Here is a 20,042-nt window from a genome sequence, read left to right on the forward strand (position 1 = left end):
GGCTATAGCCTTGGCGAGCTCCACCACGTACCCGATACCGCCGCCGCCTGCCGCCCCGCTTCAAGCAGCTCGTCCCCGACCTGATCGCCCTCATCATTACTGGCCCCTTGCCCAACTCGCCGCCCTCGCTGAGGCCGCCGGCTTGCCGGTCGGCGCCCTCCCCCTGAGCTACTACCGCCGCTGCAGCTTTTACACAATGCACACTTACGCCCGCGATCGCTTCGGCACCCCCCTGGAGCAGCGCTTCAGCCGCGCCCAGATCCGCCAGATGTGCACTGCCGCCGGGTTGGTGGATCTGCACTTTTCACCGCGGGCGCCCTATTGGTGTGTGGTTGGGTTCAAGGCTGAACCATGACAACCTCGATCCAGGCACCTAAGGCTCGCAATCATTTCCTTGACGCCCTGCGTGGTGTAGCCGCCTTGCTGGTGCTGGCCACCCACCTGCAGTCGTCGATCGTCGGCTTTTATCCCTCTGGCTGGTTGGCCGCTCATCCCGCTGCGGCACGTGTGTTGGAGCATGGGGCCATCGGTGTGGATGTGTTCTTTCTGATCTCCGGCTTCATCGTGTTTCTCGCCGCACGGCGGGTCATTCATGCCGGCCGTGGTGTGCGCGTGTTTTTGCTCAAGCGTTTTCTGCGCATCTATCTGCCCTATTGGCCGATTGCCTTGGCGCTCGGAGCGGCGTACGCATTGCTGCCAGACCTTTCTGCCGCCACCGATCCGATTCAGGTGAACTGGCTTAAGAGTTTCACTTTGATCCCTGGGGGGGGGTATTCGTTGTCTGTGGCCTGGACGCTCACCTTTGAAGTCTTCTTCTATCTCCTCCTGGGTGTTGCCTTGGCCCTTCGGTTGCCCCGTTGGCGCTGGTGCTGTATTGCCGCTCCCTCGCTCTTGGCTGTTGTGCTTCCCCTGAGTGGTGTTTCCGTCGGCTTTGGTCAGGCCACCAGTCTTGCCACGCTTCTGGCTAGTCCCTATCAGCTGGAGTTTCTGTTGGGGTGTGCTGTGGCTGTGCTGGCAGCTCAGCGCTGGCCCGAGTTTGCAGCTCTCCGCAACAACGGCCCGCTGCAGTGGCTTTTGCTGATGTTTGCCTTGGTGCTGCTGCTGTTCCCTCTGCCTGCCACGTTGGCCTATCGCTTGGGATTGCTACTGGTGCTCTCGGCACTGATTCTGCTCAGCTCTGTGCGTGATTTCGATCGGTTCGCACCATGGCTTCGGTTGGTGTGGTCTCCTTCAGTCTCTATCTGCTCCACAACCCAATTCAGTCTCTTGCCATTCGCTTGGCGGTGCGTTTAGTAATGCCGGAAGCCGCTGCCGCTCTGTTGCTGGTGCTCCTGCCTCTGATGGCTGCTGTGCTTTATTTCCGTACTTTGGAAGCCTGGTCGCTTCGCCTGATGCAGCGTGCAGCGCAGCGCCTGAAGCACAGCTAAAACTCTTCAATGCTTCCCTACCTGCTCTCCTGGGGCGTCTTCGCCAGCGCTGGCCTCGGCAATGCCCGCCGTATTCCTGGCTCCACCCTGCTGGCCCTTGGCGCTTCCCTCACCCTGCTGATCGGCCTGCGACTGGAGGTGGGTGGCGATTGGTTCAGTTACTTCGGATACATCGATCGTTCCTTCGGCCTGCCCTTCGCTGCGGTCTTCCTTGAAACAGAGCCCGGCTACGGCCTGCTGAACTGGTTCGGCGCCAACTGGGGTGGCAGCGTGTTTTTCGTGAATACCATCTGCGGCCTGGTGTTCTCGATCGGCCTGCTGCTTTTCTGCCGTGCCCAGCCGCGCCCCTGGTTGGCCCTTTGCCTTGCCTTTCCCTATCTCGTCACCGTGGTGGCGATGGGCTATTCACGCCAGGGGGTGGCCATCGGATTAGAGATGCTTGCTCTGCTTGCGCTGCAGAACAACAAGCTGTTGCGGTTTTTGGGCTGGATTGCGTTAGCGGCAACCTTTCACCGCACCGTGCTGGTGCTCCTTGTGTTGCCTGCCTCCACCCTGTCTGGATCCCTGCGTTTTTCCCAGCTGATCCGCTTGGGCCTGCTCGCTGGTGCGGCCTACGGGCTTTATTCGGCTGTGATCGCTCCCGACCTCGATTACTACGTGCAGGGCTATCTGGAAGCGGAATACCAATCCCAAGGCGCCCTGATCCGTGTTGCCCTCTGCGCGTTGCCTGCCGTGGCGTTTTTGTTGAACCGTCGCCGTTTCCAGCTCATTCCTGATGTGCAGCGCATCTGGACTCTGCTCAGCCTGATGGCTGTGGCATCTGCCATTGGCCTCTTCACGGTGGCCTCGTCCACCGCTGTGGATCGCCTCGCCCTTTACCTCATTCCCCTGCAGCTGTTTGTGGGTAGCCGTGTGCCAGACGCCAGGCTCCTTGGCATCCCTCCTGGTACATGGAACCAGCTGCTGATTGCCTTCTCATTTGCAGTGCTAATCGTGTGGCTCTTCTTTGCTGGCCATTCCTACGCCTGGCTCCCCTACCGCAACCTGTTGCTGCCCTTCTGAGCTGATGCTTACCCCGAAGGTGCTGCTGGTAGCCAATACCAGCTGGTACCTCTACAACTTTCGCCTGCCTTTGATCCGCGATCTACGCGGCCGTGGCATCGATGTAGCGCTGGTGGCGCCTCACGATGCCTACACCCCAATGTTGGAGGCGGAAGGGTTCACGGTGCATCCCTGGCTGGTGGCGCGCAGCTCCGTGAATCCCCTCAGCGAAGCCCATGCCCTCATAGATCTGTTGCGCATCTATCGGCGTGAGACGCCGGATCTCGTTCACCACTTCACCATCAAGGCTTGCCTTTACGGCACCATCGCCGCTAAAGGAGCGCGGGTGTATCGGGTGATCAATGCCGTAACCGGTTTGGGCCATGTGTTTCTGGGCACGCGCAAACGTAGCCGCCTGCTCCGCAAGGCGATCAAGCCGGTGTATCGCGCTGCCTTCAAGGCGCGTCGCTCCACGGTGGTGTTTCAAAACGCCGACGATCAAGAGACCTTGATTCGGCTAGGCATCACCGATGGCGAGCGGGCTCGCCTAATCCGCGGCTCCGGTGTCGACATCAACCGTTTTAAGCCCAGCGCAGATTCCGCTGGAAGGTTTCACGATCCCCTCCAGTTGTTGTTCCCCTCGCGCCTGATTCGCGAGAAGGGAACAGCAGAGTTGTTGCAGGCTTGCCGGAGCTTGTGGGCGGATGGCGTCGACCTGGAGCTGTTGGTGGCCGGCGCACTCGATAGTGGCAACCGCTCGGCCTTAACCCCGGCTGAATTGGCTGAGTTGCGTGCCAATCACCGCATCCGCTGCCTCGGCCACATTGAAGACATGCAGCTGGTCTATGCCGCCAGCGACATCGTTGTGCTGCCCTCTTGGCGGGAAGGTCTCTCCCGCGCCTTGATCGAAGCTGCCGCCATGGAGCGGCCGATCATCACCACCGATGTGCCCGGCTGCCGCGATGTGGTCGACCATGGTATCTCCGGTCTGCTGGTGCCTCAGCGCGATGCCCGTTCGCTGATGCTGGCGATTCGCTTGCTGCTTGAAAACCCTGATTTGGCAAAGCGCTTCGGGAAGGCAGCGCGCCAGAAAGTGGTCGCTGAATTTCAGGTGTCGCTGGTGAATGAAAGCACCCTGCTCCAATACGAAAGTGTGCTCGGCACTTCCCTGAAGCGCAAGCCGCTGCTGAGGGGGCTGATCTAACGGCCGGGTTAGTGGCAAGTAGAGCTCAGTGGCTGCACGTGAGGAGCTCAACCGACACGTGGTGGTTGGATGCCGCTGCGCAAAAAGCCTTGTCAAAACTTACCAACTGTCCTCTGCATCGCATGCAGACCGCCAGATGCAACGCATCGCCAGCCCGAATCGTTGCTGTTTCGTCAAGGCAAAGCTGAGACGCTGTTTCGAAATCTGGTGCTTCCAGTTGGAGAACCCGTAGTTTCGCCTCACGTAACTCCTGAAAGCGTTTCCAGGCACGTTCGCGTTCTTCAGCCTCGATGGTGCCTCGGCGCCATTGCATGGCGAGCGCAGAGGCGAGTTCTGTCTCTAACCAGCTGGAGATCAGCCATGGGCGTTCCATGGCTCCCTCCAGAAATCCGTGGGCAGTGGTTGTTCCTGGTTCATTGACCAAGCTTGCAACCACAACGGACGTGTCCAGATAGACGGATTTCAATACCGTGCTCCCTTCCGTAGAGCGCTCACCAGTTCTTCGGCATCTGCCTCTGCATGGAGAGGTTGTTGCCGAATCTTCGCCAGAAAGGTCGCCAGTTCGAATCTTGGAGCGTTCCGGCGCTCGGGTTGGACCAAGCGGGCGACCGGAACACCGCGCCGAGTGATCTCCACAGCTTCGCCGCGTTCCACGGCATCGAGCAAAGCCGAGAGCTGCGCCTTGGCTTGCACCACGCTCAGTCGTTTCATGCCAGGCGTGCGAAGTGGTCAGATGACCATAATAGTAACCAGGCCTTTTTGTTCCCAGGGCGCTGATGTGTGGAATCGCCGGCCTCTGGAGGGATCTAAGAGCCGATCAATGTCCAGATCTTGAGGCGTCTGTGATCGCCATGGCGGCGGCGCTGAGCCATCGCGGTCCAGATGATGCCGGAGTGTGGGCTGACCCCAGCGCCGGTGTGGCCCTTGCTCATCAGCGCCTGGCGATTCTTGATCTCTCGGCGGCCGGCCATCAGCCCATGGTTAGCGCCAGCGGGCGCTACGTGATCGCCTTTAACGGCGAGATCTACAACCATCGCGACCTGCGCCGCCAACTCCAACGCAGTGGCGCCATCGTTCAGCCCTGGCGCGGCCATTCCGACACCGAAACCCTGCTGGCCGCCATCGAAGCCTGGGGGCTGGAAGGCGCCTTGCAACGTTGTGCCGGTATGTTTGCCTTGGCCCTTTGGGACCGGCAGGAGCGGCGGTTGCAGTTGGCCCGTGATCGCTTTGGTGAGAAGCCTTTGTATTGGGGCTGGCTGGATCGTGCTGGCCAACGGGTGCTGGTGTTTGCGTCCGAATTGGCGGCGCTTCGAGCTTGTCCGGGTGCGTCAGCGCCGGCGGTGAATCCAGAAGCATTAGCCGCCTTTTTTCGTGCCGGCTGCCTGCCAGCCCCCCTTTCGATTTACGCAGGCCTGCAGCAGTTGCCGCCAGGCCACTGCTTGGAGTTCAGCAATCCGCAGCATCAGAGTGATCCCCAGCCCTGGTGGGATCTGCAGGAGCAGGCGGCTCAGGCGTTTGCGCAGCAACCGTTGCTGGCTGCGAATTCAGAGGCCGATGGTCTCGATCAGCTCGAGCGCACTCTCCAACAGGTGATCGCTGAGCAGGCCCTTGCCGATGTGCCCCTCGGCACCTTCCTCTCCGGTGGGGTGGATTCCTCACTGATCACGGCCCTGCTCCAGGCCCATAGCAATCGGCCGGTGCGCAGTTTCACCATCGCCTTCCCTGATGCCGGCAGCGGAGAAGCGGGCTTCAACGAAGCGCCCTATGCCGCAGCGGTTGCCGCCCATCTCGGTACTGATCACACCGAAATAGCGCTTACGGCCGAGGATGCCCGCGCCTTGATCCCGCAGCTGCCCCAGCTCTACAGCGAACCTTTCGCCGACTCCTCGCAGCTGCCCACCCATCTGGTCTGCCGGGAAGCACGCCGCAGTGGCCTCACGGTGGCCCTCTCTGGTGATGGAGGCGATGAACTGTTTGGGGGGTACAACCGCCATCGCCTCGCCCCCCAGCTGCAGAGGCGTTTTGGCGGGATGCCATCGCTGCTGCGCCGCGGCCTCGCCCGCAGCCTCCAGCACCTGCCAGTGAGCCATCAGGGTCTGGCCCGCGACAAGCGCCGCAAATTGGCAGCGGCCCTACGTGCCAGCGGCTCCTTGGCAGACCTGCAGCACGCGCTCACCAGCACTTGGCCTGATCCAGCGGCGCTGCTCTCACCATCGTTGGGGCTGGGCGACTTGGTCCAGGGTTGCTCGTTGCCGCAGGCCCCATCGGCCGCTGAGCAGTTGATGCTGGCTGATAGCTGCGCTTACCTGCCCAACGACATTTTGGTGAAAGTCGACCGGGCGGCGATGGCGACCAGCCTGGAAACCCGCGCTCCTTTTCTCGATCATCGTGTGGCCTCCCTGGCTTGGCAGTTGCCTTTGAACTTGAAACTGCGAAATGGCGTTGGCAAGTGGGCCCTGCGTCAGCTGCTCGATCGCCATGTGCCCCGTTCCTTGATCGATCGCCCTAAAGCAGGCTTTGCGTTGCCGATCGGCCCTTGGCTGCGTGGCCCCTTGCGGCCATGGGCGGAAGACCTGCTCGATCCAGCGTTGATTCGCCGCCAGGGCTGGTTGCGGCCTGAACCTGTGCAGCGTCTTTGGCAGGCTCACCTAGCGGGTGTTGATTACACCCCCCAGATCTGGAGCGTGTTGATGTGGCAGGCCTGGTGTTCCCAGTGGCTCCCATGATGTTTTTATTCAGCAAGATTCTTCCCCTCCTGCTGCTGCCCCTTGGGGTGGCGATGCTGCTGTTGGTTTGGGGAGGGATTCGCGGCAGCCGTTGGCCTGGGATCAGTGCCCTGGCTGTGCTCTGGATCTTTGCCACACCGCTCACTTCAGAAACTCTTTGGCGTTGGTTGGAGCAGCCCTACCAGCGCCGAACAGCAGCAGCGGTGCTGCAGAACGCCAGGCCTGCTGCGGTGGTGGTGCTTGGCACCGGGCGCCATGCCGCTCCTGGGCCTGCTCGAACGAGTGAATGGATCGATGCTGATCGTTTTTTTGGAGGCCTCGAGGCCTTTGCGCAGCTTCAGATGCAAGGGGGCTTTCCTCAGCTGATTTTCACCGGTGGCTGGTGGCCCACGCAGCCCGATCTGCCGCCGGAAGGTGATGTGTTGCGTGAACGGGCGATGGCCCTCGGGGTTCCAGCGGAGGCCGTGGTCAGCACCGCCAAAGTGCGCAACACCGCTGATGAAGCCAGAGAAGTGGCTGGGATGCTCCCTGCAGGCAGCACGGTGATGCTGGTCACGTCTGCTTTTCACATGCCTCGGGCCCGGCGTTTGTTTGAGCGGCAGGGACTCACCGTTCTGCCCTTTGCTGTGGATTTTCAGGCCAGCGGAGCCTGGGCCGGCCATCCCCTGCGTGATCCCCTCAACTACCTCCCAACGGCTGATGGCTTGAAGAGCAGTAGCCGTGCTTTGCGAGAAGCGATCGGCCGCACGCTCTATCGCGCCTGGTGAGTAAGTTCCGGCGATTGCGGAGCCCCTGGTGGGTGATGTCGGCTTGTTCCGCCGCAATCCTCTGGAGCCTTTGGCCCTGGATTCGGCCAGCGTTGTTCCCAGCTGCTGGAAGGCCTTGGTTGGTGGTGCTCGATGGCTACCACCGCCTCGATCACGCCCTCATGCTTCAGGGCCAAGAGCCTTTTCGAAGTTGGCCGATTTTGTTGATCACCTGTCCAGTAACTGGCCAGCCAACTGCGTTGCAAGCAGCCCAAGCATCTCCTCCGCTGTCCGTACTTCTTGAGCGTCCCCCGTTGGGCGGAGATACGGCGGGACAGGCCGTGGCATTAGCAAAGTGGCTTCATCAGTTGCCGTTGCAATCCCGCCCCGGACGTGTGTTGCTTCTCAGCGATCAGCACCATTTCCCGCGAGCCGCCTGGGCAGCGCAGCTTTCTGCTGGGGGGTTGGGAACGGTGGTGCAGCCCTGGGCTGTTGACGCCGAAGATCCTCGTCTCTCCTTGGATCGATGGGCTTGGCCGCAGTTGGGACCTGCGCTGCGTGATGCGCTGAGGCTGCAGGCCTGGCGCATCAGTGGATCCACTCTCTCCGAGTTGGATTCAAAGAAGCGCCAAAAGAAGGCCCAGGCTTGTTGGATTCCTCAGCCGTTTCCGTTTGCATCTGCTTGATTCTTGGTTGCTCAGGTTTGTGACAAGTGAGGCGCGACAGCCACGACTGCCAACTTGCAAGTCAGGTCGATCCCTTGCGCTGGCGCCTCAGCGCACATCGGCGTCTGCCATGGAGCCAATGCATCTGGCAGCCATTCAGCAGTAACGATCTGGTCAGGATGGCCTTGCCAAAAGCATTGACAGTGAATCAGTCGCTTGCTTGTCTCGATCGGATGGCTCTCTTGGCGTCTGGAGCATGCGCCCTCGTTGGCGCGTCGTGATGCCTGATATTGCCACTGCGTTTTATCCACCGGGTTGTTGTTCCGTGATCGTCTATGGCTCCTGCTTTCCGTTGCTGATGCCTGGATCGCCGCAGCGGCTCGTCTGAGCAGGTCAACGTTGCTGCATAAGGATCCGGAATTTGAGGCCATCACTGAATTGAATCAGAGATGGTTGGCCTGATTGTCTGTTGGCTGGTGCCGCCAATCCATGAATCCGATGGGCTGCCTTTGCGCTGAGGCCCTCCTTAAACGCGTTAGGAGTTCGCAATGCGTGTGCTGGTGCGCGCGCCCTTAATGGAGGGCAAGCCAGTCTCTAAGCGCTAGATCAAGCTCTGCCATCACGGTTGTCTCAAGACAACCAATCGAGCTACCGATGTCGCCTAATGGAACCGTGAAGAGCTTGTCGACCATCAGCTGGGATCGTTTGCGTAGTCCATTCATGGCGCTGGGTTCAACAATGATCCGCACCAAAGGTGCTTCGATCAGGGTGCTGGTGAGTGGACACAGCGTGATGCTGGGATGGGCCCCTAGCCAGCGATTCGCCTGCACAACAACAGCTGGTCTGGGTTTGCCGGAGTACGCACCAGGGCTGGCCACCGTGATGACCTCACCTCTTTGGATCTGGTGAGAGCTCACGCTGTCCAGTCGTCCCAGTCGGGGAGTGGTTCGCTCCACTGCTGAGTGCAGCCGCTGGCTGCGATCAAGCTGGATTGGCGTTTTGCTTCCTCGTCTCCGTCAAAGCGGTGTAAATAATGGGCAATGGCCTCCCTCACACAAGCGCTGCGCGTTTTGCCCAGGCTTTGCGCCAGGCGATCAAGCTGCTGTTCGAGTTCTGGCTCCAGCCGTATCCCAATCGCCATGACAATTAGGCGTTATACGATTTGTTTAACAGCTTAGCGGTTTAGCGTTGGGCTGGCCCGTTAATGGCATGTACTAGAGCATTTGAGGGTTGTGCTAGGCCCTGGCTTGAAGAGGGTGACTCGTCAGCGAGAGAGCGAGCTCTTGATCAATTGGTGCTACTCGGTCATACTTGAGACAGCGCGATGACGGTGCTCCAGTGGTCATTAAGAGTTCTGTGTCTCTCCGGGAAGATCAGCATGCTTTTGCCAAGGCGTTGGTGGTCGCTGGTCGCTTCCCATCAGTGAGTGCTGTGCTGCAGCAGGGTCTTGACCTGCTGCAGCAGCAGGATGCTGATGCCCAGGCCGATCGAGCTGCCCTGCAGGTCTTGCTGGAGCAGCGCGCCAATGGGTCCTTTATTTCTGGCGATCAACTGCGGGCCAGATTGGCTGCGCAGCCCCGATGAGTGAGGTGCCGTGGACGGTGGTCTTTGCCGAAGACGCGATCAACGATCTGGTGCTGATCACCGAGTACCTCATCCAGGCCTATTGCAGCTTTGGAGAACCGCTGGCAGAGGCCAATCGGCACGCCCAGCTGCGAATCGAGTCGATCATCGCCAAGGCCGAACGGTTGGCCACAGCTCCTCTTCGTGGTGAATCACGCGACGATCTCCTGCCTGGCCTTCGCTATCTCGCTCTGGATCGTGCCGTGTATTGGTTTCGTCCACGCTCTGAGCAGCAAGACATCCAGGTGCTGGCCGTGTTCTTTGGCGGGCAAGACCACCAGCGCCGCATGTTGGTGCGGCTGTTGCAAAACAGCTCCCAGGTCTGAGCCTGACTTGTTAACCAGCCTTATTTAATCTTTCCTGAACCACGCTCCTCTCTCATTCAAATTGCTCGCGTACTAGCGGCGGATGAGGCGGCTCATGATCGATAACGATCGGCTCGCCGTGCTTAATTCCAGAAACGATGCGCTCATATTCAGCTCCATCATTAGTTCGAATACGGAGAATTCAGCTGAGCAGGAAGATCCTCTCCAACGCCAACCAGTGATTGACCTGGCGCAAAGGGAGTTGGGATGGGCGCGATCGGTAGCACTTGTCAAAGGGCTTGGGCCCACGATCGCCTCCTTCCGCGAAAGCCTTGCCGGAGCTACGTTGTAAGCATGTAGGGGGACCAAAGAAAATGACAATTGTTCGTAGCGCCGAATCCTTCACCTACTGGCGTGAATCCGATGGCCAGTTTCTGGGTTATCTGAATGTATATCCCGATCATTGGACGCAAGGTGAGGATCTCGAGGATCTGAAGATGCAGCTGCTGGATCTTTACCACGAGTTCTCCAAGCAAGACCTCCCAGGAATTCGCAAGGTTGGCGAGCTTGTTGTGGCTTGAAACGAACTGATCTGATTAAGCAGCTGGAGAAGGCCGGTTGCGTTCTCCTCCGTCACGGGGGGCGTCATGACATCTTTCATCAGCCTCAAACTGGGCGTACCCAACCGGTGCCGCGGCACCGTGAGATCAACGAAATTCTGGCCAAGAAAATTCTTCGCGATCTCTTAGCTTGAGCTCCGCACCTGCGGCTCGCGCATGCTTCCTGATGACGGCCGAATGGTGAGAAATTTCATCGTTCAGGCCCTTAGAGGGGAAGCACTAACGCTCTACAGCGATGAAAGTCAGATCCTTAGCTTCTGTTTGTGGATGACCAATCGAGGGGATGATTCGCTTGATGGATCAAGCCCATACTGGTGAGAAGATTGTGCTAGCCAAAGTGGGACAGCCCATGAGCGCGTCTGAATTCCCTGGAAGCCGCCTCCGCCGCAGCGCATCCCAGGCCGTTTGAGTGCTCTTGGCCCCTTGCCGCATCCTGAAGCCCTGCTCGAGCCGCTCTCTCCTGAAGAACTGGCGAGCTGGGAATCAAGCTCCTTGCCCAAGCTCGATCACAGCCATGACGGCCAGCACGGGCTAACTGCTCGATAGTCATGTGCTGCTGTGGCGGTGGTTCGAACCGCAGCGGGTGCTTGCCCTGCTTTGTAATGCGGAATCGCTGGTGGTTGTGAGTGCAGCGGCTACCTGGGAGCTCAGCATCAAGCAGAGCTCGAGCAGCTTGTTCTGATCACGTCCGATTCCCACTCTCTCGGCCTTCCCTTGCCGCCGGCTTTGGGAGGGATGATCAAAGGGTTGGCTGAGGAGCCTTTGCGTTCGGGGATCGTTCCCAGAGCAACTGGCCGGCCCGCTCGATATGAGCCAATAACTCCTCATGGGCAATCAGGTGGCGTAGTTGGAGATCGATGTTCCATGGCAAGAGCAAGTCGTCGAGTGATGCTCCGAGTTCGAGTAGTTCCCCTAACGCCATGGATGGCGCCTCGAGGCAGAGATCGATGTCTGATCCTGCTCGCTGACGCCCCAGTGCCCGCGAGCCATAGAGCACAACTTTTTCCACGTGGGGATGGCTGTGGATTAGCTCCAGTAGTTTTTGGCTATCAGCTTGAGGAATGCCGGGGATCATCGGCATTCCTCGGCCCGGCGGCGTAATTCTTGCTGCAGGCTTTGCAGTTCCTTGCCGTATTGATTGGCGATGAGTTGCGCGATCTCTCCCGCAAGGGCTGGGTTGTAGGTGTGACTTGTGAGGTTGCGGCTGCGGATCATTGCCATCCAGGTGCTTTCTGTGCCAGCGGGCAAAAGCTCTCTCACCACGGCTTCTCGCACTGCATCTCTTGAGCCACTGATGCCACTCACGCCTTGATACAAGAGAAATCTTTGAGTAGATGCCCGCTGACCTGGTGGGTGAAATTCGATTCTTTGACGAAAACTTGTGGTGCCGGCTCGCTCAGAGGTCTAATGGCACGATGGGCAAGGAATTGTCTCAGAATGAATAGTCCAAGTTGAGTAGTGTCAAGGAGGTAGCTTCTGGTACTGAAAAATGAGATACTAGCTTGGTAGTAATCTTTTAAAGCAAAAGTAAGTAACACTTTTGGATAAATGAAAAAAATCCTTATCGCAGGTGCAGGTGGTGCTCCTTCAGAAGGCGTCATCTATTCATTGCTGAGAAGCCAAAAGGGAGAAAGAGTATTGGGCATGGGTTCCGAACCAACAGACTTAGTATTATCACAAGCTAGTAAAAAGTTCCATATCCCATATGCCAACTCAACAAGCTATAAGAAATATTTATTGAAGTTGCTCTGTTCTGAACGCCCTGATTTGGTGCATTTTCAAAATGATTTAGAGATTTTTCACGCATCGTTGATACGTAATGATATTTTGGCAACAGGGGTCAGGCTTTATATGCCTGATCACGAGGTTATTGATAAATGCGTACACAAGTACAAGACGTATTTGGCGTTTAGAGATGCTGGTCTGATTGTTCCACGCAACCTCATGATTAATAATGAAGACGACTTACGTGAAGCCTTCTCTACGCTGAGCGATGACACCGGTAAAATTTGGTTGCGAGCCTCTTCAATTGGCGGCGGCGGGAAGGGATCTATTCCAACTAACGATTATTCATTAGCCAAAGCATGGATCGATCATTACCAAGGTTGGGGTGATTTTGTTGCTGCCGAAATGCTTACTTCTAATACTGTTACCTGGTTATCAATCTGGTACGAAGGTGACTTGGTCGTAGCACAGTCGCGTGAGCGATGTGGCTGGACGCATGGTAACCGTAGTATCTCAGGAGTCACTGGCGTTACCAAGGTTGGCAAAACTTGCGACAATTCTTTGGTAAGCCAAGTTGCAATGGATAGTGTTAAGGCAGTTTCATCTCGACCACACGGTATTTTCGGAGTGGATATGGCCTATGATAAGAATAACGTACCCAATCCAACCGAAATCAATATTTCGAGGTTTTTTACGACGGTTCGTTTCTTCACTCAAGCTGGCTTGAATATGCCTGAGATATTTAAAGACATCGCATTGTATCGTGAATTTCCGCAGCTCGAAAGGAAAATCAACCCGCTGCCTCAGGATCTGCTGTGGTTGCGAGGTATGGATGTAGCTCCTCGTTTGATGACTTCCAAAGAAATAAATAGTGAAGTCATATTTTTATGAAATTTCTTATTACTGGTGCATCCGGCTTTTTGGGTTCACATGTTGTTCGTTCAGCTTGCGCTACGCAAGGTGCTGATAGCGTGATTGCCTTTAGTTCCAAGCAAGTTGATGCTTGCTCTACTATTATTTACAGTGGTTCTTATTCTAATCCCATTGTCCAAAATCATGCATTGATGGACAAAGCTGAAGTGTTGATTCATGTGGGTGCATTTTCACCAAAGGATAGATTTCATGCTGACGCAATAGGGGAATGTAATGGTAATATTTACTTCATGGAAAAGCTGCTGGCACTGCCGCTTACTAATTTAAAAAAGATCATTTATATTAGCACTGTAGATGTTTATGAGCCTGCTGAGTTGACAGTGGAAGAAACCCCGACATTACCTTCCAGCCTTTATGGCTGGTCTAAATTGTATTGCGAGCGCATTGCATCTATTTTTGCATCAAGTCGCTGTATTGATTGTCAAATTCTGCGAATTGGACATGTATACGGCCCAGGGGAAGAGAAATATGGAAAGTTTTTACCGAAAGCCATTATGAATATAGCAGCTGGAAAACCTGTTCAGCTTTGGGGGGATGGCAGTGAAATTCGCAGTTTTATCTACATTGATGATGTGGTAACTTCTATTTTAAAATCGGTTGATCTTGATGCGGACGTTGGCCCTATCAATGTCGTAGGCGGGATTCCGGTAACTTTACGCTCCTTGCTCGATCAACTTATTGTGGCAAGTGGTAGGCAAGTTGCAATTGAAGCGATAAAATTTAAAGGTACTAAAAGAAACTATATTTTCGACAATTCAAAACTGCGTCAGTATTTGCTGCCTGTTGAGACAAAGTTAAGTGCTGGATTGCAGGCTGAGTATGAATACATGTTGGGTTTGATGTGAATATCATTTTTGATCTCGATGGTACACTTATAGACTCGAAGTTGCGTTTGTACCGTTTATTTCAATCACTTGCGCATAGCTCTTCATTCTCTTTTGATGAATATTGGGCTTTTAAGCAAAGCAAAATATCTAACGAAACATTGCTTTCGTCAAAGCTAGGTTATAATCAAAGTCAAATAGCTGAATTTCAATGCCAGTGGATGGCTTTAATCGAGTCTCCATTATATCTTTCCTTAGACAGAAGTTTTGAGGGTATTGAAACAGTTCTTGCAGGATTGAGACAGATTTCCACTCTGTATGTTTGTACTGCCCGACAATTCCGCCAACCTGCGCTGGATCAACTTGAAAAATTTAGCCTGTTAAAATATTTCAAGCAGGTATTGGTTACTCAACAAAAGTTCAGCAAGGAGTCGTTAATTGAAGCTAATGTTATAGGTCTTAGTTCGCAAGACTGGATTGTGGGTGACACAGGAAAGGATGTCCAGGTAGGTAAGTTTTTAAATATTAAGACATGCGCCGTGCTTAGTGGCTTTTTGGGGCAAAAAGAATTGATGAGCTACGGTCCTGATTTAATCATCGAGTCAACTCTTGATCTTCCTCTCTCAGACGCGTTATAGTTGTTGTTAGCTATATGTTTAATGTGAGTGAGGTCTGAAGAGTTGATTCTCTTTCTGATTGGTATTTGAAAGAGCAGTTGGATTTTGATAAACGGTTGATAGGCTTTCGTTACCAAATGCTAAAAACTCACCTTGAGGGACCAGAAGGTCTTGAGTTGGGCCCAGCCGAGGGTGAGATGACGCAGTTCTTAGTGAACGATTTTGAAACATTGACAGTTGTTGAAGGTTCAAAAAGTCTGATTGATCAGATACAGATGCACCAAAACTTAATCAAAGTGCATTCATTGTTTCTAGATTTTACGCCAGATCGTAAGTACAATACGATTATCATGGAGCATATCCTTGAGCATGTTGATAACCCAGTAGAGCTTCTGGTGAAAGTTAAAGAGTGGTTAATGCCTGGCGGAAAAATTTTGTTAGGTGTGCCGAACGGCAACTCTATTCATCGTTTAGTCGCAGTGAAGATGGGTCTATTAGGCGATCCATGCGAGTTGAACTCGCGTGATCTTTCCCTGGGACATAGAAGGGTATATACTAATGAAACCTTGAGTGCGGACTTGCATAGTTCTGGCTTAGACATTGTTGAAATGGGAGGAGTCTTTTTTAAACCATTGTCTAATCAGCAAATTCAAGATAATTGGAATGAAGCTATGATTCAGGGCTTTTATGAACTCGGTAAGGATTTTCCAGAAAACGCCGCTGAAATATACGCAGTTACCATGTCAGCATAAACAATAACCTCATGTAATTGTTATGATTGTATTCGACAATCATGCTGCGTAAGTTGCTTGTGGCAAAGAATTTTTATTGAGTCTATCGCCGGGCTTTGCTCTATTCATGTATGTTTCTACAAAAATCTATCAAAAGTTTTTGATTTAAAGTCAGTAGAGGTATTGGGTCAACTCACATTCTTTCGTTGATTCTTGCTGTTCTTGATCGCTGATCTGGCAGCTAGTGGTAGCGGTGATCATTTAACAAATCTTGGTTATTGCACGCTCATGATTTTCTAGGCGCAGCATTTAGCACTTGTTGTATTCTACTGATAGAGTTAAATGATTTACTCTATATTAGGAAGTCACTCACGGGCTAATTAATGTTTTGATAGAAGGCTTTACGCAATTGGCAGGTTTTGCTCCTCTTTGGACGCGTGGGGGCTTTGCATCGTTTTTGGGGAGTGCTGTGCTTTTTGAAGGCACTTCCTGAAATCTGCGTAAGTTGCTTGGAATAATTTATCTGTTTGCCTTCGTATCTCTTCGCTTAAATGTTCTATAATAATGTCCGTATTAATAATGCTAGTTTGGCGCTAGGAAGTTAAATGCAATATAGTGCCAGGTGATTTGCGGGTTTCTCGTATAAAAGCACGATTACCTCGCGTGGCCAGACCGTGATTCCGGCTGCGATTCGCGAGCGCTTTGGCTTAGGCCCGCCGCAACGTTTGGAGTGGCTTGTAGAAGAAGACGGTTCGATTCGAGTGGTGCCTGTGGTGGCATCTTCTGTGCAGGCCTTTCGCGGTCAAGGCCGTCGTGGTGGAGCAACAGCGAGGCTCTTGACGGATCGGGAGCTCGATCGAAACGCTGAACGGTAATGCCAGCTTTTTGCCTCGACACCTCAGCAATCCTGACCTTGCGAGACGACGAACCCGGTGCCGAGCGCGTCGCCATGGTTTTGGAAGGGCCGAATCCCTGTTTTGCCTGTTTCATCACGCGCATGGAGGTGCTTTACCGGGTTTGGAAAGACGAGGGAGAGAGGAGTGGGCGTCTTGCTTATGAACAGTTGCAATCTCTGCCAATCGAATGGGTTGATCAGACAGAACCCTTGCTGCTGGAGGCCTCCAGGATTAAGGCGACCCATCCGCTTTCCGTTGCTGATGCCTGGATCGCCGCAGCGGCTCGTCTGAGCAGGTCAACGTTGCTGCATAAGGATCCGGAATTTGAGGCCATCACTGCATTGAATCAGAGATGGTGGGCCTGATTGTCTGTTGGCTGGTGCCGCCAATCCATGAATCCGATGGGCTGCCTTTGCGCTGAGGCCCTCCTTAAACGCGTTAGGAGTTCGCAATGCGTGTGCTGGTGCGCGCGCCCTTAATGGAGGGCAAGCCAGTCTCTAAGCGCTAGATCAAGCTCTGCCATCACGGTTGTCTCAAGACAACCAATCGAGCTGCCGATGTCGCCTAATGGAACCGTGAAGAGCTTGTCGACCATCAGCTGGGATCGTTTGCGTAGTCCATTCATGGCGCTGGGTTCAACAATGATCCGCACCAAAGGTGCTTCGATCAGGGTGCTGGTGAGTGGACACAGCGTGATGCTGGGATGGGCCCCTAGCCAGCGATTCGCTTGCACAACAACAGCTGGTCTGGGTTTGCCGGAATAAGCACCAGGGCTGGCCGCCGTGATGAGCTGACCTCTTTGGATCTGGAGAGAGCTCATGCTGTCCAGTCGTCCCAGTCGGGGAGTGGTTCGCTCCACTGCTGAGTGCAGCCGCTGGCTGCGATCAAGCTGGATTGGCGCTTGGCCTCCTCGTCTCCGTCAAAGCGGTGTAAATAATGGGCAATGGCCTCCCTCACGCAAGCGCTGCGCGTTTTGCCCAGGCTTTGCGCCAGGCGATCAAGCTGCTTTTCGAGTTCTGGCTCCAGCCGTATCCCAATCGCCATGACAATTAGGCGTTATACGATTTGTTTAACAGTTTAGCGGTTAGGCGTTGGGTCCTCTCAGTCAAAGGCCTCCTGCTCAGGGCTCGGGCAGGTCAAAGAGGTCTGCATTGCTGCCATGAGCCCTAAGGTGGCAAGGAAGTAAGGCGGTAAGGAGGTAAGCGATGGACTTGGCAACGTTGACGGCAAAGGGGCAAGTCACGATCCCCAAGGGTGTACGGGACGCTCTTGGGCTGAAGCGTGGCGATCTCGTGAGTTGGGAGCTTGAGGATGAGTCGGTTCGTCTCAGGGTGGTGTCTCCGCTCGACCTGGGCTATTTGCGTGGAGTTCAGGCTGGGCTAACGGAATGGGGCAGTGATGAGGATGAAGTTGCCTTTGCGGACCTGTGACAGCGTTTCCACCGTTCGCTTTAGTACGGGTTCCGTTTCCATTCACAGAGCGTCAGGTCATCAAGCGGAGGCCTGCGTTGGTTCTCTCCAAGCCTGCATTTCAAGAGCATAGTGGTCATCTCCTGTTGGCGATGGTGACCAGTGCTCGCAACAGTCAATGGCCAACGGATTGGCAGATCCAGGATCTCCAAGCTGCTGGATTACCTCAGCTTTGTGTTGTTCGCTTCAAGTTGTTCACCCTGGATCAGAGCTTGTTGATTGGTTCCCTTGGGGCGTTGTCAGAAGCGGATCGGCGAGGTGTCCAAAGCAGATTGACTGAAGTGGCAGCCCTCAGCTCTGTTGATCCAAAGCCGTGAGGATGCTCAGCACCTCACGGGCCGTTGCCAAGGCTTGATCGGTTTCCTCTGGATCGAAAAGCTCAGAAGGCGGGGTGGCATCCACGGGGGAGCGGGATTGGATCGCCATCCGGCTGAGGCTGCGCAGAGATAGTGCTTCTAAATCCTTGGTCTCTAAGCCTGTTTCCCTCAGCCGCCTCGTTAAATCGTTGAGCACATGCGTGTGCGGAGGCTCCAGTCCCAATTCCAGAAGTGCGCTTTTTAAGCCTTTTTCGGCTGCTTGTGATGCGTAAAAGCAGGCTTGCGCCAAGTAGCCGTTGTCACGTGCCAGTTGAGCAAGCTCGAGGTCGTTTTGGGCTTGGCGTAGCCATGCATCCGGTCGGGCATTCATGGCCTCTCCGCCAGTAACGGAATAGCGACCTTGGCAGCGTTGCGCCAAACCACTGAGGTGCTTTTGGGCAACTGAGCCCAGGCCTCACGGTCGAGTCCGATCACATCCTCAGCAAGGCCCGAATCAAGCACTTGATCAGCCCATGTTTCGGCCAGATGTTTGTTGGCAGCCACCACGAGTAGATCGGTGTCTGAAAGACCGTCCCAATCGCCTCGAGCACGGGAGCCAAACAGATAGATCTGGTCAGGTCGTTCGAGACTGGGCTCCACCAATTCTTGTAGCGACAGTTGCAGATCTCTCAGCCATTGGGCGTGACGTTGAGTACGTAGGTCCGCCAGGCTGGACTCGGTTGGTGATGGCCTGTTCACGTTCTTTGGCGGGTAAAGAGTGTTGGCTTGATGCTCTCCTTTACTTGAATTTAGCTAAGGAGTTCTGGCTCATTTTTTATGCCATTGGTCATGAGCTGGGCCAGCTGCCCTCTCACTCAGAACGCGCTGTTGCGGATCCTCGGGAATCCGCGTTATCCCAACAGCCCTGGCGGGCCTGTCGTTGTGATGTCCTTACTCCAAGAACTGCTATCCCATCCGACTCATGTGTTTTGGCCTGATGTGTTGTCTTGGGAGGTCGCTGGAGTCTTTGAAGCAGACGCACTGCTTCACCACGGGCAAATCACGGATACCTATCTTCTTGGGTTGGCAGTTCATCACCACGGAAGGCTTGTCAGTTTTGACAAGCGTCTGAGCCCTCGTGCTGTATGCGGAGGAGAAGAAGCTCTGCATTTGATTGATCCAGGCTGATGACCCGAGTCCGCTCTGTTCGTAACAGTCAGCAGCCACTTCTCCGTCATGAGGTGGTCATTTGGAGCTCAACATGCCCCCGCTTGCTGAGAAGGTTGAGCTCTCAGGAAACATGCACGGCCAGTACCAGCTTTCTTGGTTTAGTTTGCGGACTAAGCTAAGAGCTAGTGATTGGCGCGGCTGTGATGAAAAATCCGAATGTGTCCCAGCAGCGGTTGGTCAACGTGCACCAAGCCAAGACCCATCTCTCGCGCCTGATGGATGAAGCCCGTGCGGGCGAGACGATCGTGCTTGCCAAGGCCGGACGGCCCTGGGCGCGTTTGATGCCCTTGGAGCCGCCTCCGGCGCAGCGCATCCCAGGTCGGTTGAGTGGCCTGGGCTCTTTGCTGCATCCTGAAGCCCTGCTCGAGCCGCTCGCTCCCGAGCAATTGGCGGACTGGGACGCTAGTTCCTTGCCTCAGGCTCCACCATTGCCATGACGGCCAGTACGGGTTATCTGCTCGACAGTCATGTGCTGCTGTGGTGGTGGTTCGATCCGCAGCGAATGCCTGAGGGGGTGCTGGCCCTTCTCTCCAATCCGGAAACGCCGATCGTCGTCAGTTCAGCGTCTGTCTGGGAGCTCAGCATCAAGCACCACCAGGGCAAGTTGCCGGAGTTGGAGCATGCGATCACCGATCTACCGGCCTTGCTTCGTGCTGATGGGTTTCAGATCCTCTCGATTGCGATCAACCATGCCTTGCGTGCGGGCGCCTATTGCCAGCTCCATCGCGACCCTTTTGATCGCATGCTTGCAGCTCAGGCAGAGCTCGAGCAGCTTGTGCTGATTACGGCTGATTCGCAACTCTCGGCCTTCCCTTGCCGTCAACTTTGGGAGGGCTGAATAAAAAGATGGCAGAGGAGCCTGTGCGTCTGCAGATCGTTTCCAGAGCATTTGCTCCATGGTTATGAAGCAACTTGGCTGTTCATAAAACGTCTCAGCGGAAAGCCTTGAACGAGAATCAAGCGA

36 protein-coding genes and 1 pseudogene are annotated in these 20,042 nt (G+C 55.0%); 26 read left to right on the plus strand and 11 right to left on the minus strand.

What is annotated here, in order from left to right:
* Positions 1 to 10 precede the first annotated feature (10 nt).
* Genes SynSYN20_RS00975 through SynSYN20_RS00995 form a run of 5 tightly spaced genes read left to right on the plus strand, consistent with a single transcriptional unit; the run spans position 11 to position 3,672 of the window.
* On the plus strand, positions 11 to 355 hold the full coding sequence (locus tag SynSYN20_RS00975) for a hypothetical protein (RefSeq protein ID WP_222929744.1): 345 nt from the start codon (positions 11 to 13) through the stop codon (positions 353 to 355).
* On the plus strand, positions 352 to 1,293 hold the full coding sequence (locus SynSYN20_RS00980) for an acyltransferase (RefSeq protein ID WP_186524373.1): 942 nt from the start codon (positions 352 to 354) through the stop codon (positions 1,291 to 1,293). The genes SynSYN20_RS00975 and SynSYN20_RS00980 overlap by 4 nt, the downstream gene beginning before the upstream one ends.
* Positions 1,278 to 1,427, plus strand: coding sequence for a hypothetical protein (locus SynSYN20_RS00985; protein ID WP_186524374.1), 150 nt, complete (start codon positions 1,278 to 1,280; stop codon positions 1,425 to 1,427). Before SynSYN20_RS00980 ends, SynSYN20_RS00985 begins: the two co-directional genes overlap by 16 nt.
* Before the next feature lie 9 nt (positions 1,428 to 1,436).
* Positions 1,437 to 2,489 carry an EpsG family protein gene (locus SynSYN20_RS00990; protein WP_186524375.1) on the plus strand — a complete coding sequence of 351 codons (1,053 nt, stop codon included), beginning with the start codon at positions 1,437 to 1,439 and terminating at the stop codon, positions 2,487 to 2,489.
* Positions 2,490 to 2,493: 4 nt separating this feature from the next.
* On the plus strand, positions 2,494 to 3,672 hold the full coding sequence (locus SynSYN20_RS00995; RefSeq protein ID WP_186524376.1) for a glycosyltransferase family 4 protein: 1,179 nt from the start codon (positions 2,494 to 2,496) through the stop codon (positions 3,670 to 3,672).
* Between the two features lie 25 nt (positions 3,673 to 3,697).
* On the opposite strand, the gene SynSYN20_RS01000 is transcribed toward SynSYN20_RS00995, so the two are convergent.
* Positions 3,698 to 4,138, minus strand: a complete 441-nt coding sequence (locus SynSYN20_RS01000) for a type II toxin-antitoxin system VapC family toxin (protein ID WP_255476311.1) — start codon at positions 4,136 to 4,138, stop codon at positions 3,698 to 3,700.
* Positions 4,135 to 4,383 (minus strand): type II toxin-antitoxin system Phd/YefM family antitoxin, encoded by a 249-nt coding sequence (locus tag SynSYN20_RS01005; protein WP_186524378.1) that lies wholly within the window; start codon positions 4,381 to 4,383, stop codon positions 4,135 to 4,137. The genes SynSYN20_RS01000 and SynSYN20_RS01005 overlap by 4 nt, the downstream gene beginning before the upstream one ends.
* 65 nt (positions 4,384 to 4,448) lie before the next feature.
* Here SynSYN20_RS01005 and asnB point away from each other — a divergent pair, with 65 nt between their 5' ends.
* Genes asnB through SynSYN20_RS01020 form a run of 3 tightly spaced genes read left to right on the plus strand, consistent with a single transcriptional unit; the run spans position 4,449 to position 7,830 of the window.
* Complete coding sequence (gene asnB, locus SynSYN20_RS01010; protein ID WP_186524379.1) at positions 4,449 to 6,398, plus strand: asparagine synthase (glutamine-hydrolyzing); 1,950 nt, start codon at positions 4,449 to 4,451, stop codon at positions 6,396 to 6,398.
* Positions 6,365 to 7,165 carry a YdcF family protein gene (locus tag SynSYN20_RS01015; protein ID WP_255476312.1) on the plus strand — a complete coding sequence of 267 codons (801 nt, stop codon included), beginning with the start codon at positions 6,365 to 6,367 and terminating at the stop codon, positions 7,163 to 7,165. The genes asnB and SynSYN20_RS01015 overlap by 34 nt, the downstream gene beginning before the upstream one ends.
* Positions 7,162 to 7,830, plus strand: a complete 669-nt coding sequence (locus SynSYN20_RS01020; protein WP_186524380.1) for a hypothetical protein — start codon at positions 7,162 to 7,164, stop codon at positions 7,828 to 7,830. The genes SynSYN20_RS01015 and SynSYN20_RS01020 overlap by 4 nt, the downstream gene beginning before the upstream one ends.
* A gap of 11 nt (positions 7,831 to 7,841) precedes the next feature.
* On the opposite strand, the gene SynSYN20_RS01025 is transcribed toward SynSYN20_RS01020, so the two are convergent.
* The 3 genes from SynSYN20_RS01025 to SynSYN20_RS01035 form a co-directional block, all read right to left on the minus strand.
* Positions 7,842 to 8,240, minus strand: a complete 399-nt coding sequence (locus SynSYN20_RS01025; RefSeq protein WP_186524381.1) for a hypothetical protein — start codon at positions 8,238 to 8,240, stop codon at positions 7,842 to 7,844.
* A 141-nt stretch (positions 8,241 to 8,381) separates the two neighbouring features.
* Positions 8,382 to 8,726 (minus strand): type II toxin-antitoxin system PemK/MazF family toxin, encoded by a 345-nt coding sequence (locus SynSYN20_RS01030; protein ID WP_255476313.1) that lies wholly within the window; start codon positions 8,724 to 8,726, stop codon positions 8,382 to 8,384.
* Positions 8,723 to 8,950 (minus strand): ribbon-helix-helix protein, CopG family, encoded by a 228-nt coding sequence (locus tag SynSYN20_RS01035; RefSeq protein ID WP_186524382.1) that lies wholly within the window; start codon positions 8,948 to 8,950, stop codon positions 8,723 to 8,725. Before SynSYN20_RS01035 ends, SynSYN20_RS01030 begins: the two co-directional genes overlap by 4 nt.
* A 170-nt stretch (positions 8,951 to 9,120) precedes the next feature.
* Between SynSYN20_RS01035 and SynSYN20_RS01040 the strand changes: the two genes are divergently transcribed.
* The 7 genes and pseudogenes from SynSYN20_RS01040 (at position 9,121) to SynSYN20_RS14340 (ending at position 10,903) form a co-directional block, all read left to right on the plus strand.
* Positions 9,121 to 9,393: a type II toxin-antitoxin system ParD family antitoxin gene (locus tag SynSYN20_RS01040; protein ID WP_255476314.1), complete on the plus strand. Its 273-nt coding sequence runs from the start codon at positions 9,121 to 9,123 to the stop codon at positions 9,391 to 9,393.
* A complete protein-coding gene (locus SynSYN20_RS01045; RefSeq protein WP_186524383.1) occupies positions 9,390 to 9,758 on the plus strand; it encodes a type II toxin-antitoxin system RelE/ParE family toxin in 369 nt (122 codons plus the stop codon). The genes SynSYN20_RS01040 and SynSYN20_RS01045 overlap by 4 nt, the downstream gene beginning before the upstream one ends.
* Positions 9,759 to 9,852: 94 nt before the next feature.
* Positions 9,853 to 10,089, plus strand: a complete 237-nt coding sequence (locus SynSYN20_RS14635; RefSeq protein WP_370586694.1) for a hypothetical protein — start codon at positions 9,853 to 9,855, stop codon at positions 10,087 to 10,089.
* Between the two features lie 22 nt (positions 10,090 to 10,111).
* Positions 10,112 to 10,318, plus strand: a complete 207-nt coding sequence (locus SynSYN20_RS01055) for a type II toxin-antitoxin system HicB family antitoxin (RefSeq protein WP_186524384.1) — start codon at positions 10,112 to 10,114, stop codon at positions 10,316 to 10,318.
* The gene (locus SynSYN20_RS01060; RefSeq protein WP_186524385.1) at positions 10,315 to 10,491 is read left to right on the plus strand and encodes a type II toxin-antitoxin system HicA family toxin; all 177 of its coding nucleotides are present in this window, start codon (positions 10,315 to 10,317) and stop codon (positions 10,489 to 10,491) included. The genes SynSYN20_RS01055 and SynSYN20_RS01060 overlap by 4 nt, the downstream gene beginning before the upstream one ends.
* A gap of 7 nt (positions 10,492 to 10,498) precedes the next feature.
* Positions 10,499 to 10,673 (plus strand): annotated as a pseudogene (locus SynSYN20_RS14375) (NAD-dependent epimerase/dehydratase family protein); the annotation flags it as partial.
* Positions 10,674 to 10,762: 89 nt separating this feature from the next.
* Positions 10,763 to 10,903 (plus strand): hypothetical protein, encoded by a 141-nt coding sequence (locus tag SynSYN20_RS14340; RefSeq protein ID WP_222929745.1) that lies wholly within the window; start codon positions 10,763 to 10,765, stop codon positions 10,901 to 10,903.
* 193 nt (positions 10,904 to 11,096) lie between these two features.
* On the opposite strand, the gene SynSYN20_RS01070 is transcribed toward SynSYN20_RS14340, so the two are convergent.
* Positions 11,097 to 11,438, minus strand: coding sequence for a nucleotidyltransferase domain-containing protein (locus tag SynSYN20_RS01070; protein ID WP_255476315.1), 342 nt, complete (start codon positions 11,436 to 11,438; stop codon positions 11,097 to 11,099).
* Positions 11,429 to 11,662 (minus strand): nucleotidyltransferase substrate binding protein, encoded by a 234-nt coding sequence (locus SynSYN20_RS14380; protein ID WP_255476316.1) that lies wholly within the window; start codon positions 11,660 to 11,662, stop codon positions 11,429 to 11,431. The genes SynSYN20_RS01070 and SynSYN20_RS14380 overlap by 10 nt, the downstream gene beginning before the upstream one ends.
* Before the next feature lie 243 nt (positions 11,663 to 11,905).
* Between SynSYN20_RS14380 and SynSYN20_RS01080 the strand changes: the two genes are divergently transcribed.
* The 6 genes from SynSYN20_RS01080 to SynSYN20_RS01105 all read left to right on the plus strand — a co-directional run bounded on the left by SynSYN20_RS01080 (position 11,906) and on the right by SynSYN20_RS01105 (position 16,448).
* Positions 11,906 to 12,973 carry a carboxylate--amine ligase gene (locus tag SynSYN20_RS01080; RefSeq protein WP_186524387.1) on the plus strand — a complete coding sequence of 356 codons (1,068 nt, stop codon included), beginning with the start codon at positions 11,906 to 11,908 and terminating at the stop codon, positions 12,971 to 12,973.
* Positions 12,970 to 13,860 carry an NAD(P)-dependent oxidoreductase gene (locus tag SynSYN20_RS01085; RefSeq protein WP_186524388.1) on the plus strand — a complete coding sequence of 297 codons (891 nt, stop codon included), beginning with the start codon at positions 12,970 to 12,972 and terminating at the stop codon, positions 13,858 to 13,860. The genes SynSYN20_RS01080 and SynSYN20_RS01085 overlap by 4 nt, the downstream gene beginning before the upstream one ends.
* On the plus strand, positions 13,857 to 14,477 hold the full coding sequence (locus SynSYN20_RS01090) for an HAD family hydrolase (RefSeq protein WP_186524389.1): 621 nt from the start codon (positions 13,857 to 13,859) through the stop codon (positions 14,475 to 14,477). The genes SynSYN20_RS01085 and SynSYN20_RS01090 overlap by 4 nt, the downstream gene beginning before the upstream one ends.
* 65 nt (positions 14,478 to 14,542) lie before the next feature.
* Positions 14,543 to 15,208, plus strand: coding sequence for a class I SAM-dependent methyltransferase (locus SynSYN20_RS01095; protein ID WP_186524390.1), 666 nt, complete (start codon positions 14,543 to 14,545; stop codon positions 15,206 to 15,208).
* Positions 15,209 to 15,840: 632 nt separating this feature from the next.
* On the plus strand, positions 15,841 to 16,062 hold the full coding sequence (locus SynSYN20_RS01100) for an AbrB/MazE/SpoVT family DNA-binding domain-containing protein (RefSeq protein ID WP_186525360.1): 222 nt from the start codon (positions 15,841 to 15,843) through the stop codon (positions 16,060 to 16,062).
* A complete protein-coding gene (locus tag SynSYN20_RS01105) occupies positions 16,062 to 16,448 on the plus strand; it encodes a PIN domain-containing protein (protein ID WP_186524391.1) in 387 nt (128 codons plus the stop codon). The genes SynSYN20_RS01100 and SynSYN20_RS01105 overlap by 1 nt, the downstream gene beginning before the upstream one ends.
* Positions 16,449 to 16,558: 110 nt before the next feature.
* On the opposite strand, the gene SynSYN20_RS01110 is transcribed toward SynSYN20_RS01105, so the two are convergent.
* Positions 16,559 to 16,903, minus strand: a complete 345-nt coding sequence (locus tag SynSYN20_RS01110) for a type II toxin-antitoxin system PemK/MazF family toxin (RefSeq protein ID WP_186524392.1) — start codon at positions 16,901 to 16,903, stop codon at positions 16,559 to 16,561.
* Entirely contained in the window at positions 16,900 to 17,127 is a 228-nt protein-coding gene (locus SynSYN20_RS01115) for a ribbon-helix-helix protein, CopG family (RefSeq protein ID WP_186524393.1), read from the minus strand. The genes SynSYN20_RS01110 and SynSYN20_RS01115 overlap by 4 nt, the downstream gene beginning before the upstream one ends.
* A gap of 161 nt (positions 17,128 to 17,288) precedes the next feature.
* On the opposite strand from SynSYN20_RS01115, the gene SynSYN20_RS01120 reads away from it, so the two are divergent.
* Positions 17,289 to 17,513 carry an AbrB/MazE/SpoVT family DNA-binding domain-containing protein gene (locus SynSYN20_RS01120; protein WP_186524394.1) on the plus strand — a complete coding sequence of 75 codons (225 nt, stop codon included), beginning with the start codon at positions 17,289 to 17,291 and terminating at the stop codon, positions 17,511 to 17,513.
* Positions 17,510 to 17,869, plus strand: coding sequence for a type II toxin-antitoxin system PemK/MazF family toxin (locus tag SynSYN20_RS01125; protein WP_186524395.1), 360 nt, complete (start codon positions 17,510 to 17,512; stop codon positions 17,867 to 17,869). Before SynSYN20_RS01120 ends, SynSYN20_RS01125 begins: the two co-directional genes overlap by 4 nt.
* Here SynSYN20_RS01125 and SynSYN20_RS01130 read toward each other — a convergent pair.
* Together SynSYN20_RS01130 and SynSYN20_RS01135 are read right to left on the minus strand one after the other, a co-directional pair.
* A complete protein-coding gene (locus tag SynSYN20_RS01130) occupies positions 17,844 to 18,287 on the minus strand; it encodes a HEPN domain-containing protein (RefSeq protein ID WP_255476317.1) in 444 nt (147 codons plus the stop codon). The genes SynSYN20_RS01125 and SynSYN20_RS01130 overlap by 26 nt on opposite strands.
* Complete coding sequence (locus tag SynSYN20_RS01135; RefSeq protein ID WP_186524396.1) at positions 18,236 to 18,607, minus strand: nucleotidyltransferase domain-containing protein; 372 nt, start codon at positions 18,605 to 18,607, stop codon at positions 18,236 to 18,238. Before SynSYN20_RS01135 ends, SynSYN20_RS01130 begins: the two co-directional genes overlap by 52 nt.
* 90 nt (positions 18,608 to 18,697) lie before the next feature.
* Here SynSYN20_RS01135 and SynSYN20_RS01140 point away from each other — a divergent pair, with 90 nt between their 5' ends.
* From SynSYN20_RS01140 to SynSYN20_RS01150, 3 genes are all read left to right on the plus strand, one after another.
* A complete protein-coding gene (locus tag SynSYN20_RS01140) occupies positions 18,698 to 19,036 on the plus strand; it encodes a VapC toxin family PIN domain ribonuclease (protein WP_255476318.1) in 339 nt (112 codons plus the stop codon).
* Positions 19,037 to 19,221: 185 nt separating this feature from the next.
* A complete protein-coding gene (locus SynSYN20_RS01145; protein ID WP_186524397.1) occupies positions 19,222 to 19,515 on the plus strand; it encodes a type II toxin-antitoxin system Phd/YefM family antitoxin in 294 nt (97 codons plus the stop codon).
* A complete protein-coding gene (locus tag SynSYN20_RS01150; RefSeq protein ID WP_186524398.1) occupies positions 19,512 to 19,916 on the plus strand; it encodes a type II toxin-antitoxin system VapC family toxin in 405 nt (134 codons plus the stop codon). Before SynSYN20_RS01145 ends, SynSYN20_RS01150 begins: the two co-directional genes overlap by 4 nt.
* Positions 19,917 to 20,042: the final 126 nt, after the last annotated feature.

The sequence above is a fragment of the Synechococcus sp. SYN20 genome (assembly GCF_014279555.1).
Taxonomy (GTDB): Bacteria; Cyanobacteriota; Cyanobacteriia; order PCC-6307; family Cyanobiaceae; genus Synechococcus_C.

Excerpts from the sequence above, each read along its gene's own strand:
- SynSYN20_RS01140 (WP_255476318.1), top strand. The coding sequence starts at position 18,698 with ATGAGCTGGGCCAGCTGCCCTCTCACTCAGAACGCGCTGTTGCGGATC.
- SynSYN20_RS01080 (WP_186524387.1), top strand. The coding sequence starts at position 11,906 with ATGAAAAAAATCCTTATCGCAGGTGCAGGTGGTGCTCCTTCAGAAGGC.
- SynSYN20_RS01145 (WP_186524397.1), top strand. The coding sequence starts at position 19,222 with ATGAAAAATCCGAATGTGTCCCAGCAGCGGTTGGTCAACGTGCACCAA.
- SynSYN20_RS01035 (WP_186524382.1), bottom strand. The coding sequence starts at position 8,950 with ATGGCGATTGGGATACGGCTGGAGCCAGAACTCGAACAGCAGCTTGAT.
- SynSYN20_RS00980 (WP_186524373.1), top strand. The coding sequence starts at position 352 with ATGACAACCTCGATCCAGGCACCTAAGGCTCGCAATCATTTCCTTGAC.
- SynSYN20_RS14635 (WP_370586694.1), top strand. The coding sequence starts at position 9,853 with ATGATCGATAACGATCGGCTCGCCGTGCTTAATTCCAGAAACGATGCG.
- SynSYN20_RS01115 (WP_186524393.1), bottom strand. The coding sequence starts at position 17,127 with ATGGCGATTGGGATACGGCTGGAGCCAGAACTCGAAAAGCAGCTTGAT.
- SynSYN20_RS01150 (WP_186524398.1), top strand. The coding sequence starts at position 19,512 with ATGACGGCCAGTACGGGTTATCTGCTCGACAGTCATGTGCTGCTGTGG.
- SynSYN20_RS01025 (WP_186524381.1), bottom strand. The coding sequence starts at position 8,240 with ATGGCCTCAAATTCCGGATCCTTATGCAGCAACGTTGACCTGCTCAGA.
- SynSYN20_RS01105 (WP_186524391.1), top strand. The coding sequence starts at position 16,062 with ATGCCAGCTTTTTGCCTCGACACCTCAGCAATCCTGACCTTGCGAGAC.
- SynSYN20_RS00990 (WP_186524375.1), top strand. The coding sequence starts at position 1,437 with ATGCTTCCCTACCTGCTCTCCTGGGGCGTCTTCGCCAGCGCTGGCCTC.
- SynSYN20_RS01005 (WP_186524378.1), bottom strand. The coding sequence starts at position 4,383 with ATGAAACGACTGAGCGTGGTGCAAGCCAAGGCGCAGCTCTCGGCTTTG.
- SynSYN20_RS01120 (WP_186524394.1), top strand. The coding sequence starts at position 17,289 with ATGGACTTGGCAACGTTGACGGCAAAGGGGCAAGTCACGATCCCCAAG.
- SynSYN20_RS00995 (WP_186524376.1), top strand. The coding sequence starts at position 2,494 with ATGCTTACCCCGAAGGTGCTGCTGGTAGCCAATACCAGCTGGTACCTC.
- SynSYN20_RS01070 (WP_255476315.1), bottom strand. The coding sequence starts at position 11,438 with ATGCCGATGATCCCCGGCATTCCTCAAGCTGATAGCCAAAAACTACTG.
- asnB (WP_186524379.1), top strand. The coding sequence starts at position 4,449 with ATGTGTGGAATCGCCGGCCTCTGGAGGGATCTAAGAGCCGATCAATGT.
- SynSYN20_RS01110 (WP_186524392.1), bottom strand. The coding sequence starts at position 16,903 with ATGAGCTCTCTCCAGATCCAAAGAGGTCAGCTCATCACGGCGGCCAGC.
- SynSYN20_RS01045 (WP_186524383.1), top strand. The coding sequence starts at position 9,390 with ATGAGTGAGGTGCCGTGGACGGTGGTCTTTGCCGAAGACGCGATCAAC.
- SynSYN20_RS01055 (WP_186524384.1), top strand. The coding sequence starts at position 10,112 with ATGACAATTGTTCGTAGCGCCGAATCCTTCACCTACTGGCGTGAATCC.
- SynSYN20_RS01085 (WP_186524388.1), top strand. The coding sequence starts at position 12,970 with ATGAAATTTCTTATTACTGGTGCATCCGGCTTTTTGGGTTCACATGTT.